This window comes from Rhodovastum atsumiense (assembly GCF_937425535.1).
GTDB classification, from domain to species: Bacteria; Pseudomonadota; Alphaproteobacteria; order Acetobacterales; family Acetobacteraceae; genus Rhodovastum; species Rhodovastum atsumiense.
This window is the reverse complement of sequence record NZ_OW485602.1, coordinates 155,453-168,644: the sequence shown is the minus strand read 5'-3', so window position 1 is coordinate 168,644 and position 13,192 is coordinate 155,453. Positions and strand designations below refer to the sequence as shown.

The following is a 13,192-nucleotide window of genomic DNA, read 5'->3' as shown; positions in this document are numbered from 1 at the left end:
TTACTCGCCGGCCACGATCGCAGCCTTGCCAGGCCGCGGGGGCAGCGGCGTCAGACCGCCGAGGCCCTTGCGGTAGATGATCCAGTAGACGAAGCCAACGAAGCCCGCGCCGCCGACGATGTTACCCAGCGTCGCCGGGATGATGTTGTGGACGATGCCGGCCAGCGTGATGGTGGAGGCATCGAACCCGGCCGGAACATGGCCGGTTACCGCCAGCAGCCAGGCCATGGGCAGGAAGAACATGTTGGCAATGCAGTGCTCGAACCCGGCGGCGACGAAGCAGGCCACCGGCAGCACCATGCCGGCCATCTTGTCGGCCACCGAGCGGCCGGCATAGGCAAGCCACACGCCCAGGCAGACCAGCAGGTTGCACATGATGCCTTTGAAGAAGATCGTCACTTCATCAGGCGCGATCTTGCTGGCCGCGAGCTTCAGCAACGCAGTACCGGTGCCGCCGTTGTTGAGATCGGCGAAATGCGACATGTAGAGCAGGAAAACGAGACCGAGCGCACCGACCAGGTTACCCAGCCAGACGATGATCCAGTTGCGGATCACCTCTGACGTCTTGATCTGGCCATTCCACCAGGCCATCACGATCAGGCAATTTCCGGTGAAAAGCTCGGCGCCGCCGATCATCACCAGCGCCAGTCCAAGCGAGAATAAGAACCCGCCCAGGACGCGTTGGATCGCGAAGCCGAGCGTCGGGTCCGCAAGCACAATCGAGAAGAACATGCCACCCAGGCCGATCGAACCGCCGGCAACGGCCGCCAGCATGAACTCGGGCAGGAAAGGCATGCGCGCCTTGGTGATACCGAGCTTTTCGACTTTGTCCTGGATCTGGGCCGGCGAATAGGCGTCCGAGCCGAATACCTCGGACTTTTTGGCCCCATCACTTTCAGCCATTACTAGCCTCCTCACCAACGGCAGTGCCGCTGTTCACACTGCCGGGGAAATCTGGAAACTCATTTCTTGTTGTCTTACCTTTGCTCCGCCGACCTCACTTAGGTAACGGCGGGCCACTCGTCCGGCTCGTCGCCCGCGACGAGTCTGCGATGCAGATCCTCGACCGCGGCCCTGACGGCCGGCGTCATTTCACCAAAGAACGTCACCCGCACCGGCTGAATGCCGACGAAGGTCACGTGGGGTACTGTCTCCCTGATCGAAGCGATCAGCACGTCGAGCGGGATCGCGTGCGTGTTGATCAGGAATTGCCTGGCAACATCACCTTCCCCGATGCGGCGAACCGCACCGGGTTCCAGTTGCATATCCGCGGCATCGACCAGCAACACCCGCTCGGGTGCCTCGGCACGCACGGCATGCATGACGTTTTCCGGCGTCGCGCCGCCGTCGATCACCGACCAGCCTTCTGCTGGTTCCGCTTCGAGCAACTCGGCCAGCAGCGGTCCCGCACCGTCATCCCCCATCAGGCTGTTGCCGACGGTCAGCACCAGCCCCCGTGTCATTTCCGGCGTCCCATCAGGTAGATGACAGGCTCCTGCTCGATTGCCGCGAGCGAGATTTCCAGCTCTTTGAACCAGGCCGCCACCTCGGCATCCAGGCCGGGCCGCACCTGCTCGATCGCCTCGCCGAGCAGTCTGGTATGGGTCTTGTCGATCATGATCTCACCGAACCGGCGCAAGCCATCGAGCTTGCGCCGTGCCTCTCCCTCGGGCAGCGCAGCCACCAGCCGATCGTAGAGATCGTCCGAGCAGCGCAGCACCGGCTTGAAGCAGTCGAACACGCCGACATGGTGGCCGATCGCAAGCGAATAGTAGACCACCTCCCGGGCATCCTTCGGCACGTCTTCCTCGCGCTCAAGGATCTTGGCATTGAGACGGTAGAAGACGATTTCCCCTGTCATGACACTGCGCCGGGCCCTTCGATCAGCACTTCGCCGAGACGGGCAAAGATCTCGGCAGTACGCGGATCGCTTTCACTCGCCACGAACTGCCCGATCCGGTCGTTGAGCGGCGCCACCCCAGGGCCTTCCAGCATGCCGAGGAAGCGCTCGGCGATGTCACGGCCCTGGCGGTATCCGGCCATGCGGCGTGCCTCGCGCTCCACATGGACGCGCAGGTTGTACGGGATCATCGGATGGGAAATCCCGACCCGCTCGTCCTCGCCTTCGACATGCGTGCTGGCCTTCAGCTTCTGGCCGAGCAGGCCCAGCGCCACGGCAAAGCCGTAGATGGTGGCGCCAGGCGTGGGGGGACAGCCGGGGATGTAGACGTCGACCGGCACGATCTGATCCGTGCCACCCCAGACGCAGTAGAGATCGTGGAAGATGCCGCCCGTGCAGCCACAGGCGCCGTAGGAGACGACGATCTTCGGATCCGGCGCCGCTTCGAAGGCACGCAGCGCCGGCATCCGCATGGCCCGCGTCACCGCACCGGTGAACAGCAGGATGTCGGCATGGCGCGGCGATGCGACCACCTTGATGCCGAAACGTTCGGCATCGAAGATCGGTGTGATGGACGCGAAGATCTCGATTTCGCAGCCGTTGCAGCCACCGCAATCGACCCGGTAGACGTAGGCCGAGCGACGAATGTCCGACATCAGCGAGGACTTCATGCGCTGGATGTCGGCCGGTGTGTCGATCTTCATCAGCGTGTCTCCGTCTGCCGGCTGGGGAAGCTGGCGAGCTGGGTAACGTCGTTGGTGCGCTTGCAGGCCGGGCAGGTTGCCACCATTTGCCGGCGACGCTCCGCATCCGCCTCCGTCGGCGCCGTTGCCTCGATCAACGCGGTCACGTAGGCGACCTCCTTGGCCGGGGCGAACGGCTTGCCACAGCAGGCGCAGTTGGCCAGCTTGAACACCGCCTTGCGCGTCAGGTCGTCCTTGTTCGCCACCGCAAGCTCGAAGTCCGGCGTCAGCTGGATCGCGTTGGTCGGGCAGGCCTCCTCGCAACGGCCGCAGAAGATGCAGCGGCCGTAGGAAATCGACCAGGTGCGGGTCCCGGCCGCGGTGTCGGTTTCCATCTGCAGGGCATTGGCCGGGCAGGCAATGGTGCACGCCCCGCAGGCAATGCAGTTCTCCGCGGTGTGCTCCGGCTTGCCGCGAAAATCCTTGCAAACCTCCAGCGGCGCGAACGGGTACTTAACCGTCGCCTCACCGGTGCGGAAGACTTCCTTGAGCAGCTTGAACATGGGCCGTCTTCCTTATTTCAGCGGCGAGTCTTTACGCTCGCGGCAATAGCGTTCCATTTCCTTGTAGGGAATGGTCTTGCTGCTTGCCTTACGGACGTCGACGACGGTCACGCGGTCGGTGCAGGAATAGCAGGGATCGATCGAACCAACGATCAGCGGGGCATCCGAAACGGTGTTGCCGCGCAGCATGTAGCGCAGCACCGGCCAGTTCGCATAGGTCGAGGCCCGGCAGCGCCAGCGATAGAGCTTCTGGTTGTCGCCGGTCATCGACCAGTGGACATCCTCGCCACGCGGGGCCTCGGTGAAGCCGAGCGCGAACTTGTACGGCTTGTAGGTAAAGTCCTCGGTCAGCACCGGACCGGTCGGCATCGCCCCCAGCAACTGCTCGATGATCGAGAGACTGTCGTAGAACTCCCCGGCACGGATCAGTGTGCGCGACAGCACATCGCCGTCCTCGCCGACATGGACCGGCAGGTTCACCTGGCCATAGCCGGCGAAGGCATGGTCGACGCGCGTGTCGCGACGGAAACCGCTGCCGCGCACCACCGGGCCGACCGGCGAGTAGTCACGGGCGATCTGCGAAGCAAGCAGTCCGACCCCCTTGACGCGACCTTCGAAGTTTGGCGTCGCCTGCAGGATGTCGAGCAGGCGGGTCACCTCCTCGCGCAGCTCGGCGATCAGCTGCAGCGTGCGGGTCCGCTGCTCACCCAGGATATCGCGCCGCACTCCGCCAATCAGGTTGATCGCATAGGTCTTGCGCGAACCGGTCAGCATCTCGGCGAGCGTCATGGCCTTCTCCCGCACGCGGAAGAACTGCATGAAGCCGGTGTCGAAGCCGACGAAATGACACACCAGTCCAAGGTTCAGCAGGTGAGAGTGCAGCCGTTCGGTCTCGAGCAGGATGCTGCGGATCGCCTGGGCACGCTCCGGAACGGCGATACCAAGCGCGTTCTCCACCGAGCTGGTATAGGCGACCGAGTGCGCATAGCCGCAGATGCCGCAGACCCGATCAGCGAGGAAGGTCACCTCGTTGTAGCCCATCCGGGTCTCGGCAACCTTCTCCATGCCGCGATGGACGTAGAACATCCGGTAGTCGGCGTCGATGATGTCCTCGCCATCCACGAACAGCCGGAAATGGCCCGGCTCGTCCGAGGTGATGTGCAGCGGCCCGAGCGGCACCACCGTCGTCTCGCCGGTGGCATCGTTGCGGAACTGGTAGTTTTCGTTGTCGCTGGTCGGCTCCGGACGCAGGCGGTAGTCCATCGCGTCCTTGCGCAGCGGGTGCAGGTTATCGGGCCAGTCATCCGGCAGCACCAGACGCCGCTCATCGGGCAGGCCGATGGGCCGCAGGCCATACATGTCGCGCAGCTCGCGCTCGCCCCAGACGCAGGCGGGCACCTTCGGCGTGACCGAGGGGAACTCCTCCTTCCCCTCCGGCACCATGCCATGGACGACGACGTGGCACTTCTCGTCGCCTTCCATCGACAGCACGTAATAGATGCCGAAGCTGCCGTTGATCGAGCGCTCGTCGTTGCCGACCACGACCGAAAGCCAGCCGTTACGTTCGTAATAGAGCGTCGAGACGGCGTCCGGCAACTGCTCGAGCTTGACCGTGACAGTCACCTGGCGGTCCGCCTGCCAACGCTCCTCGATCACGGCATGCGGCAGCTTCTGACGCAGATAGGTGACGTGCGAGGCGCCGACCCGGCTGTGTGATATCGCGTTCATGGGAAAATCTCCATTTGGGCCGGCAGATCAGTTCCGCGTTGCGAGAGGGCCGGGGGTGCCCGCACCGTTGTCGAGCACGATGCTGGTTGCACTCTTCAGCAGGTTGGTGACCGGCCCCGGCACGGCGACACCCATGATCACGATCAGCACAAGCAGCACCCCCAACGGGGCAAGGGCGCCCAGGCCGACGTCTCCCTTGGCGATGGTTTCCGGGTTCTTGCCCAGCACCGCCCCGGAGATGATCTGCACGAAGCCTGCCACCGTCACGGTCAGCAGCAACACACAGAGTCCGGTCAGCCAGTAATGCTCGCTCGCCAGGCCGGCGCTGATGGTCATGAACTCACTGACGAAGACGTTGAAGGGCGGGAAACCGGCGAGGGCAAGCGCCCCGCCCATCATCAGGATGCCGGTCACCGGCGCCACACGCAGCAGCCCCTTGATGGTGCCGAGGTCGCGCGTGCCGTACTTCATCAGCACGTTGCCGGAACCGCAGAAGAGCAGGGCCTTGGCAAAGCTGTGGTTGACGATGTGCAGCAGCGCCGCACCGATGCCGAGCGGGCCACCGAAGCCAAGGCCGACCAGGATCAACCCGACATTCTCAACGCTGGAATAGGCCAGCTTGCGCTTCAGGTCCTGCTGCACGAAGAACAGGAACGATGCCACGCCAACCGACAGCAGGCCCAGGATCAGAAGCAGGAGCTGCGGGAAGGCAGGCCCGACCGCATTGGCCGTGACGATATAGTAGCGGATGATCACGAACAGGGCGCATTTCAGCAGCACGCCCGACAGCAGCGCCGAAACGGGGCTCGGCGCCTCGGAGTGGGCATCCGGCAGCCAGGCGTGCATCGGGAAGATGCCGGCCTTGGTGCCGAAGCCGATCAGCACGAAGACAAAGGCGATCTTGACCAGGGTCGGGTCAAGGCTGCCCGCATGCGCGGCGATGGTCGTCCACAGCACCGCATGGTGCGGCTCCAGCGCCCCGGCCGAGGCGTTCGAGAAGGTCAGGACCGTCCCGTAGAGACCGAAGGCAACACCGACCGAGCAGATGATCAGGTATTTCCACGCTGCTTCCAGCGAGGAGCGCTTGCCGTAGATCCCGACCAGGAAGGTGGAGCCGAGCGTCGTCGCCTCGATCGCCACCCACATCATGACGATGTTGTTGGCGGTAACGGTGAGCAGCATGGTGAAGAGAAACAGGTTGAAGAAGCCGTAGTACAGCTTCTGCTTGGCCGGGGTCAGCTCGCCATGCGCCACGTCGTGGCGGATATAGGCGATCGAGTAGTACCCGGTGGCGAAGCCGACGATGCCGATCAGGCCGATGAAGATGGCAGCCAGCGGATCGATCAGCAGCCAGTCGCCTGCCGCAAGCAGCGGGCCACCGGAAAGCGCCGTGGCCACCGCCGCCAGTGCCATCACCAGCACGAAGCCGATGGAGGCAAGGTGCAGCCGTTCGATCTTGCGTGCAGAGTCCACGCCCTGCGGCACCACGAAGATCAGAATCGCGGCGACCAGGGGTCCGAACAGCACAAGGAACGGTAGGACCGAGGAGATCATGGCTGTCATCCCTTCAGGGTCGTGAGCTGGTCGGCATCCAGCGTTGCCAGCGTGCGGTTAATCTGCGTCGCCAGCACGACCATGATCACCACCGCGAAGACGGCGTCGGTCGCGATGCCGATCTCAACGAGCTCCGGTGCCTTGGCGGCGAGCAGGGCGAGCGTCAAATGAGAGCCGTTTTCCATCAGGCAGTAACCGAACACCTGCTTGAGGATATTACGCTGGGTGACGATGCAGGCCAGTCCGAAAAAGAAGTGCGCAAGCGAAATCGCCAGGGCCGGCTTGATCGCCATTGCCGTCGGCAGCGTGACGCGCGAGACGACGAGGGTGCACAGCACCACCACAACCGCGGCGAGCATGGCCGTGAGCGCGGGGGAGATACGCTCCCCCGATCCGAGCCTGGCATCCGAGAGCCGGCCGAAGCTGCGCACCATGATGACCGGCACCAGCACGACCTTGGTAAGAAAGGCCGTCGCCGCCCAGGCATAGAGTTGCGGTGAATCCGTCACTTCCGCGAGCGTGAAGAATACGGCCACCAGCACAAAGGACTGGAGGGCGTAGAACAGGGCCGATTGGTTGGGCTTGCGAACCGTCACCACAAGCAGCGAGGTGACGATCAGCAGGCCGGAAAGACCGTTTGCGATCTGCATTCCAGACATTGTCTTCGTCCTCAGCCGAGCCACGAGGCGGCGATGAAGCTGGAGCAGACCGACATGACGATCAGGATCACCAGCACAACGCGCATCGCGGAGGGGACTTCAGCCGCCGCGGCCACCGCTTCCGACGGCTGACCAGGGACGGACCATCCGACCCATTTCAGGAACCAGGCAAAGCTGCCAACCGATTCGATCAGAGCAATGATCAGCAGCGCCATCAGCAGCGGACGCTGGGCGGCAACCTCGAAACCACCGGCAAAAATGCTGAACTTCGAAAAGAAACCATTGAAGGGTGGCACGCCGGTGATGGCGAGGGCAGCAGCCACGAAGGCGATACCAATCAGCGGGGAGCGCGCCAGAATGCCCCGCAGCGCCGGCAACATGCGGGTTCCCGTAGTGTAGCTCAGGGCGCCGGCCACCAGGAAGAACAGCGTCTTGGCGAAAGCGTGATTGAACAGATGGGCAACCGCACCATTAAAAGCCAGGTGCGAACCGAAGACCGAGAGCCCCAGGCCAAGGAAGATGTAGGCAAGCTGGGTGATGGTCGAATAGGCCAGCAGGCGCTTCATGTCCGCCTGCGGCAGATACATGAAGAAGCCGAACACCAGGGTGATGACCGCCATGATGGTGCAGACATAGCCGACGATCTCGGGGGCTCCGTCGGCCGACATCAGCGCACGGGCGACGATGTAGACACCGACCTTCACCATCGAGGCGGCATGCAGATAGGCGCTGACCGGCGTCGGCGCTTCCATCGCATCGGGCAGCCACATATGGAAGGGAAGCTGCGCCGACTTGCCCCAGGCGGCGACCAGCACCGCGATCAGCACCACCGCCTTGGCGCCATCCCCGAGTCCGGAGATCGCGGTGAGGGAGAAGGTGTTGGTATCGAGGAAGAGCACGCAGGCGGCGACATAGAGGCCGAGGGAGGCGATGTGCGTGATAATCAACGCCTTGGCGGCCGAGTAGAAGGATTTCGGCTTCTCGTAGTAGCCGATCAGCGCCCAGGAGCAGACACCGGTGATTTCGAAGAAGACAAGCTGGCCGATCAGGGTCGATGTGAAAACCAGGCCGGCCATCGCGCCGATGAAGAGCGAGAGGAACGCGAAGTAGCGCCGGGTGATCTTATCCGGGTGCTCGCGGTTGCCGGCATTCAGGTAACCGCCGGAGTAGATCGAGATCAGCAGGCCGATGCCGACGACCGCGGCGGCCACCAGGACCGACACGGAATCCACGACAAAACCCAGGATCTCGATACTGCCGAAGGTGATCACGGAGTGCTCGACGGCAACCTTGCCGCCTGAAGCGAAGCACCACGCGAGGATCAGCACCGAGAGCAGGGAAAGGCCGGCAAAGATCTGGCAAATGCGCATCGCCAGATGTCTTGGCGAGACGACGACCAGTCCCGCGCCGAATGCGGGCAGCAGGATGGTTGCGAGTGCAAGGGCGATCATGGCTCTCTCCGCCGGCTCACAGACCGGCGAGGTAAAATACGAAGGCGAGGGACGCGATTCCGACCCCGAACCAGCTGTGCTGCGGCGTCAGGCGGAAGCGCGTGCGGGCAACGCTGTTCTCCACGGCGCCAACCAGGGCAAGGATCACGCCCAGCTTGATGGCGAAGACAACCAGGCCGAGGGCGAGCGCAGGCAGGCTGGTCCCGGTCGCGCTGCCGAACGGCAGGAAGATCGCGACCAGGAAGGCAATCACCAGGGTCTGCTTCAGGGCCATCGCCATCTTGATCAGGGCGAGCGAAGGACCGGAGTATTCGGTCAGTGGACCTTCCTGCAGTTCCTGCTCGGCTTCGGCCATGTCATAGGGCAGCTTGCCGAGTTCGAAATAGGAAGCGAAGCCGAAGGCGACGCCGGCGAGCACCATCGCACCGGCCGAGCGGACATGGCCGGAAGCGATGGCGTCACCCATGGCCCCGATATTGGTGGAGCCGGCGAGCAGGGCGGTGACGATCAAGGCCAGCAGCATGATTGGCTCGACCAGAACGCCCAGGGTCAGCTCGCGGCTGCCGCCGATGCCGGCGAAGGAGGAGCCGGAGTCGATACCCGACAGCGAGAAGAAGAAGCGGGCCAGGGCGAACAGATAGACGACGGTGATGAGGTCGCCCATCGCCGCGATCGGGGTAGCCCGGCTCAGCACCGGCAACGCCGTGGCGATTACCAGCAGGGTCGCCAGCATCACCACCGGCATCCAGCGGAACACGAAGCCGGACGCAGGCGGCCTGACGTCCTGGCGCCGCATCAGCTTGAAGATATCACGATAGTCCTGCAGCAGCCCCGGCCCATGCCGGGTGTGCATCTTGGCACGAATGAGGCGCGTGAAGCCGGAAACCAACGGTGCCGCCGCAAGCAGCAGCACGGCCTGCACGAGCGCGAGGAGGAAATGGTTGGCAGTGGGCACGACTCTTCCCCTCTCCTAGGATTGCAGGGTCACGAGCAGCAGGATCACGAGCGCTACCACGATGTAGAGGCAGTAGGTCGAGAACTCGCCGCTCTGCAGGCGTTGAGCACGATGGCCGATCTTGTCGACGCTCTCGATCACCGGGGCGACGAGGATACGGTCGAACAGCGGCTCGCTGCGGCGTGCGGCAGAAACGAAGCTGCAGAAGCGCTGCGAAACAGCTTCCGAAACGACGTCGGCACTGCGGCGCACGGCATAGAGCGGCTTGAAGAACATCCGGATCGGCTGCGCGAAGCTGTGCGCCGTCACGGCCATGTGGCCATCGGGCAGGTAGCCGCAGGCCCAGGGGGCGGCGGCACGGCGGCTGCCGGCGCGGGCCTTCGAGAAGAAGCTCGTCAGCAGGATCGGCAGGGTGCCCAGCCCGATCAGCAGCACGGCGATCAGCGGCGTCGAGAGCACCGCGCGCGCCGGATTGCCCGGCTGCACCAGCAGGCTGCCATCGGCCAGGGCAGTCGCCGGCATGTTCAGGGTCGCGGCGGCGATGCCACCGATGACCGGTGCCACGAGCGGGGCGGCAAGGCCGAGACCGACGCAGGCAAGCGCCAGCAGCACCATGCCCGCGATCATCGGGGCCGGCACCTCGCGGGCCTGCTCGGCGTGGTGGCTGCGCGGCGCGCCCGAGAAGATCTCGCCATAGGCTTTGACGAAGCACATCACCGCCAGCGCACCGGTCAGTGCCAGCATCGTCGCGGCGATCGGGGTGGCGAAGCGGACCAGGAACGTGCCTTCCAGCGCGGCCGCGAACAGGGCCTGGTAGGTGAACCACTCGGAGACAAAGCCGTTGAGCGGCGGGATCGCCGAGATCGCCAGGGCACCGACCAGGAAGCACAGCGATGTCCACGGCATGGTTCGGCCGAGGCCGCCCATTTCCTCCATGTCCTTGGTGTGCATCCGGTAGATGACGGAGCCCGCGCCAAGGAACAGCAGACCCTTGAAGACCGCGTGGTTGACCAGGTGGTAGAGCCCGGCCATCAGCCCGAGGACGGCGATCAGCGGCTGGTGCATGGCCAGGCCGATCATGCCGGTGCCGACGCCAAGCAGGATGATGCCGATGTTCTCGACCGAGTGGTAAGCAAGCAGCCGCTTGATGTCATGTTCCGCCAGCGCGTAGATCACGCCCAGCACCGAGGAAATGGCGCCCAGCGCCAGCACGGCGACGCCCCACCACAGCACGCCGCCGCCCAGCAAGTCGACGCCGACCTTGAGGATGCCGAACACGCCGATCTTGATCATCACGCCGGACATCAGCGAGGAGGCGTGCGAAGGGGCCGCCGGATGGGCTCGCGGCAACCAGACGTGCAGCGGGATCATGCCCGCCTTGGCACCGAAACCGAGCAGCGCCAGGACGAACACAATCGAGGCAGCCGGCTCGGCGGGATGATTGGCGCGGAACGCGGCGAAGTCAAAGCTGCCGGCTGCGTTGGCCATCAGGTAGAATGCCGCCATGATGGCGACCGACCCGGCATGGGCAACCAGGAAATAAATGAACCCGGCAGACACTGCTTCCTCATCCTGGTCGAAAATCACCAGGAAATAGGACGCCAGCGACATCATCTCGAAGAAAACGAGGAACCAGAAGGCGTTGTCGGCAACGACGACCAGCATCATCGCCGCGACGAAGAGGTTGAAAAAGAACCCCATCGCGCCGACGCCACGGCCGCCATACTCGCGCACATAAGCAAGCGAGTAGATCGAGGAGATCGCGGCCAGCGCCGAGATCACCAGCACCATCAGCCCAGACAGGGCATCGAGGCGCAGAACGAAATGGGCGAACGGGAAGGGCCCGGCCACGGCGGCGACGGCAGCCGGACCGGCAAGCACCGAAGCGCCGGCAAAAGCACCGGCCACGGCGGCAAGCAGGCCCCCGATACCCGCAGCATAGATCGCAGTCGTTTCGGAACGACGCAATAAAAGGCTGCCCAATGCTGCGAGGCAGGACAGCCCGATTGATGTCAAAAATAGCTGAATCGGGGTCATGGTCAGTCGCACTCCCCAGTCGCGACGGGTGGCGGTGGTGCAGCAGCGCCCCACGATGGCTTCAGACCGGGATCACGCTCCGGCACGGTCGCGGTCGCGGCACTTATCTGGCGCTTGACATTGCTTTCATCGTTGAGCGCCTGTGCGTTCACTTCCCGCAACGCTGCGGTCGGGCAAGCACGAATGCAGGCGGGCCCTTCCGCACGGAAGGAGCAGAGATCGCATTTCACGGCGACGGTGCGCACGCCGATATCCCATGCCAGCAGCGGATCAAGCCCGGCCGGGTGCTCCGGCTGGTCGATCCTGAGCCCGGCGACGCCGGAGATCGATGTCCCGGCCGGCGTGATCGCCCCGAACGGGCAGGCGAGCGCGCACATCTTGCAGCCGATGCAGCGTTGCTCGTCCAGTACGACCCGGCCATCCGCGATCCAGATGGCATCGGCCGGGCAGACACGCCCGCATGGGGCGTCTTCGCAGTTGCGGCAGACAGTCGGTGCCGTGACTTCCAGGGTTCGCGTGACGGTCAGCCGGGGAAGGGACTGCAGTCCCTCGGCCCGGTGCACCATGGTGCACGCCGCCATGCAGGTATTGCATCCGATACACCGTCTGGGGTCCGCGATAACAAAGCGGTTCATGTCCCTCTCTCCACGTTCCCGGTGCATTCGGAGAATGAACCGGTCCACCGTCTGGGCCCCTTGGCCGGACGGTGCATCATCGCGAGTGCCGTTGATAAGAACGACTTATTAAGCAATAAAAATGTCCTAACAATCCAAGTATATCTTTGTATTCCTGAGCGATCCGTAGGTCTCTAACATTGGTTTATTTCGAACGGTCCGCATTTAACGCTGGTCACCCATACCGAAACGCAGACCTCCAGCCGATGACGGCCTTTCCTGTGGGTCATAACATGCATCGTTCCTGAAGCCCGGGCGCTCATATCTTGCTTTTATTTCTTCATAAGCAAAGTCGATCGGAGAAAGGTTGGCGTGCGGGCAGCTCTGCCGAACAGAGTGCGAGGTGCGGAGGCTGGCGCGCCTCGCCGGGCCTTCCCCAACGTCCTCGTCCATGAGGAGATATCGAGAATGAACCGGTTCATCGTTACTGAACCAGCGAAGTGCATTGGCTGTCGCACATGCGAAGTGGCCTGTGTGCTTGCGCACGAGCCAACCCAGAACGTCGAAGCGCTGTCACCGACGCGCTTTTCCCCGCGCCTGCATGTGGTGCGTACCCTCCAGGTCTCGACCCCGGTGACCTGCCATCACTGCGAGGATGCCCCGTGCCTCAATGCCTGCCCAAGCGGCGCCATCTTCTATAGCGGCGACACGGTGCAGATCGACCAGTCCCGCTGCCTTGGCTGCAAGACCTGCGTCGTTGCGTGCCCCTTCGGCGCAATGGAAGTCATTTCCCGCCCGGCACAGCGCAACTTCGCCGGTGTCGAACTGACGAACGGCGTCAAGGCGGAAGCGCACAAGTGCGACCTCTGCAAAAACCGCGCGCAGGGTCCGGCCTGTGTCAGCGTGTGCCCGACCGACGCATTGCACGTCATGGATGCCGCCGCCATGGAAGAGGTCCGGCGGCGCCGCCAGCAGCGCTCAGCGCTTGATTCCGGAACCATCGGCGCCGTCGGCTGACGCCGCAGACGCACTTACTTGCAAGGTCACA

13 protein-coding genes are annotated in these 13,192 nt (G+C 63.9%); 1 reads left to right on the top strand and 12 read right to left on the bottom strand.

The annotated features are described in order from the left end of the window. From NBY65_RS29780 to NBY65_RS29725, 12 genes are all read right to left on the bottom strand, one after another. Positions 1 to 903 carry a formate/nitrite transporter family protein gene (locus NBY65_RS29780; RefSeq protein WP_250265961.1) on the bottom strand — a complete coding sequence of 301 codons (903 nt, stop codon included), beginning with the start codon at positions 901 to 903 and terminating at the stop codon, positions 1 to 3. A 98-nt stretch (positions 904 to 1,001) separates the two neighbouring features. Continuing rightward, a complete protein-coding gene (gene hycI / locus NBY65_RS29775; RefSeq protein ID WP_250265892.1) occupies positions 1,002 to 1,463 on the bottom strand; it encodes a hydrogenase maturation peptidase HycI in 462 nt (153 codons plus the stop codon). Further along, on the bottom strand, positions 1,460 to 1,861 hold the full coding sequence (locus NBY65_RS29770) for a formate hydrogenlyase maturation HycH family protein (RefSeq protein WP_250265891.1): 402 nt from the start codon (positions 1,859 to 1,861) through the stop codon (positions 1,460 to 1,462). The genes hycI and NBY65_RS29770 overlap by 4 nt, the downstream gene beginning before the upstream one ends. Continuing rightward, the gene (locus NBY65_RS29765; RefSeq protein WP_250265890.1) at positions 1,858 to 2,604 is read right to left on the bottom strand and encodes an NADH-quinone oxidoreductase subunit B family protein; all 747 of its coding nucleotides are present in this window, start codon (positions 2,602 to 2,604) and stop codon (positions 1,858 to 1,860) included. Before NBY65_RS29765 ends, NBY65_RS29770 begins: the two co-directional genes overlap by 4 nt. Then, positions 2,604 to 3,146 (bottom strand): formate hydrogenlyase complex iron-sulfur subunit, encoded by a 543-nt coding sequence (locus tag NBY65_RS29760; RefSeq protein ID WP_250265889.1) that lies wholly within the window; start codon positions 3,144 to 3,146, stop codon positions 2,604 to 2,606. Before NBY65_RS29760 ends, NBY65_RS29765 begins: the two co-directional genes overlap by 1 nt. 12 nt (positions 3,147 to 3,158) lie before the next feature. Further along, positions 3,159 to 4,874, bottom strand: coding sequence for a hydrogenase large subunit (locus NBY65_RS29755; protein ID WP_250265887.1), 1,716 nt, complete (start codon positions 4,872 to 4,874; stop codon positions 3,159 to 3,161). 27 nt (positions 4,875 to 4,901) lie between these two features. Further along, positions 4,902 to 6,428 (bottom strand): hydrogenase 4 subunit F, encoded by a 1,527-nt coding sequence (locus NBY65_RS29750; RefSeq protein ID WP_408904191.1) that lies wholly within the window; start codon positions 6,426 to 6,428, stop codon positions 4,902 to 4,904. A gap of 5 nt (positions 6,429 to 6,433) precedes the next feature. Further along, a complete protein-coding gene (hyfE, locus tag NBY65_RS29745) occupies positions 6,434 to 7,087 on the bottom strand; it encodes a hydrogenase 4 membrane subunit (protein WP_250265885.1) in 654 nt (217 codons plus the stop codon). 11 nt (positions 7,088 to 7,098) lie between these two features. Then, a complete protein-coding gene (locus NBY65_RS29740) occupies positions 7,099 to 8,538 on the bottom strand; it encodes a hydrogenase 4 subunit D (protein WP_250265884.1) in 1,440 nt (479 codons plus the stop codon). A gap of 16 nt (positions 8,539 to 8,554) precedes the next feature. Further along, the gene (locus NBY65_RS29735) at positions 8,555 to 9,493 is read right to left on the bottom strand and encodes a respiratory chain complex I subunit 1 family protein (RefSeq protein WP_250265883.1); all 939 of its coding nucleotides are present in this window, start codon (positions 9,491 to 9,493) and stop codon (positions 8,555 to 8,557) included. Positions 9,494 to 9,508: 15 nt separating this feature from the next. Further along, the gene (gene hyfB, locus NBY65_RS29730; protein ID WP_250265882.1) at positions 9,509 to 11,530 is read right to left on the bottom strand and encodes a hydrogenase 4 subunit B; all 2,022 of its coding nucleotides are present in this window, start codon (positions 11,528 to 11,530) and stop codon (positions 9,509 to 9,511) included. A gap of 2 nt (positions 11,531 to 11,532) precedes the next feature. Next, complete coding sequence (locus NBY65_RS29725; protein ID WP_250265959.1) at positions 11,533 to 12,165, bottom strand: 4Fe-4S dicluster domain-containing protein; 633 nt, start codon at positions 12,163 to 12,165, stop codon at positions 11,533 to 11,535. Between the two features lie 447 nt (positions 12,166 to 12,612). On the opposite strand from NBY65_RS29725, the gene NBY65_RS29720 reads away from it, so the two are divergent. Further along, positions 12,613 to 13,161: a 4Fe-4S dicluster domain-containing protein gene (locus NBY65_RS29720; RefSeq protein WP_250265881.1), complete on the top strand. Its 549-nt coding sequence runs from the start codon at positions 12,613 to 12,615 to the stop codon at positions 13,159 to 13,161. Positions 13,162 to 13,192 lie beyond the last annotated feature (31 nt).

What these genes read in the sequence shown, in the direction of transcription:
- NBY65_RS29780 (WP_250265961.1), bottom strand. Translation starts at nt 903, where the DNA reads ATGGCTGAAAGTGATGGGGCCAAAAAGTCCGAGGTATTCGGCTCGGAC.
- hycI (WP_250265892.1), bottom strand. Translation starts at nt 1,463, where the DNA reads ATGACACGGGGGCTGGTGCTGACCGTCGGCAACAGCCTGATGGGGGAT.
- NBY65_RS29770 (WP_250265891.1), bottom strand. Translation starts at nt 1,861, where the DNA reads ATGACAGGGGAAATCGTCTTCTACCGTCTCAATGCCAAGATCCTTGAG.
- NBY65_RS29765 (WP_250265890.1), bottom strand. Translation starts at nt 2,604, where the DNA reads ATGAAGATCGACACACCGGCCGACATCCAGCGCATGAAGTCCTCGCTG.
- NBY65_RS29760 (WP_250265889.1), bottom strand. Translation starts at nt 3,146, where the DNA reads ATGTTCAAGCTGCTCAAGGAAGTCTTCCGCACCGGTGAGGCGACGGTT.
- NBY65_RS29755 (WP_250265887.1), bottom strand. Translation starts at nt 4,874, where the DNA reads ATGAACGCGATATCACACAGCCGGGTCGGCGCCTCGCACGTCACCTAT.
- NBY65_RS29750 (WP_408904191.1), bottom strand. Translation starts at nt 6,428, where the DNA reads ATGATCTCCTCGGTCCTACCGTTCCTTGTGCTGTTCGGACCCCTGGTC.
- hyfE (WP_250265885.1), bottom strand. Translation starts at nt 7,087, where the DNA reads ATGTCTGGAATGCAGATCGCAAACGGTCTTTCCGGCCTGCTGATCGTC.
- NBY65_RS29740 (WP_250265884.1), bottom strand. Translation starts at nt 8,538, where the DNA reads ATGATCGCCCTTGCACTCGCAACCATCCTGCTGCCCGCATTCGGCGCG.
- hyfB (WP_250265882.1), bottom strand. Translation starts at nt 11,530, where the DNA reads ATGACCCCGATTCAGCTATTTTTGACATCAATCGGGCTGTCCTGCCTC.
- NBY65_RS29725 (WP_250265959.1), bottom strand. Translation starts at nt 12,165, where the DNA reads ATGAACCGCTTTGTTATCGCGGACCCCAGACGGTGTATCGGATGCAAT.
- NBY65_RS29720 (WP_250265881.1), top strand. Translation starts at nt 12,613, where the DNA reads ATGAACCGGTTCATCGTTACTGAACCAGCGAAGTGCATTGGCTGTCGC.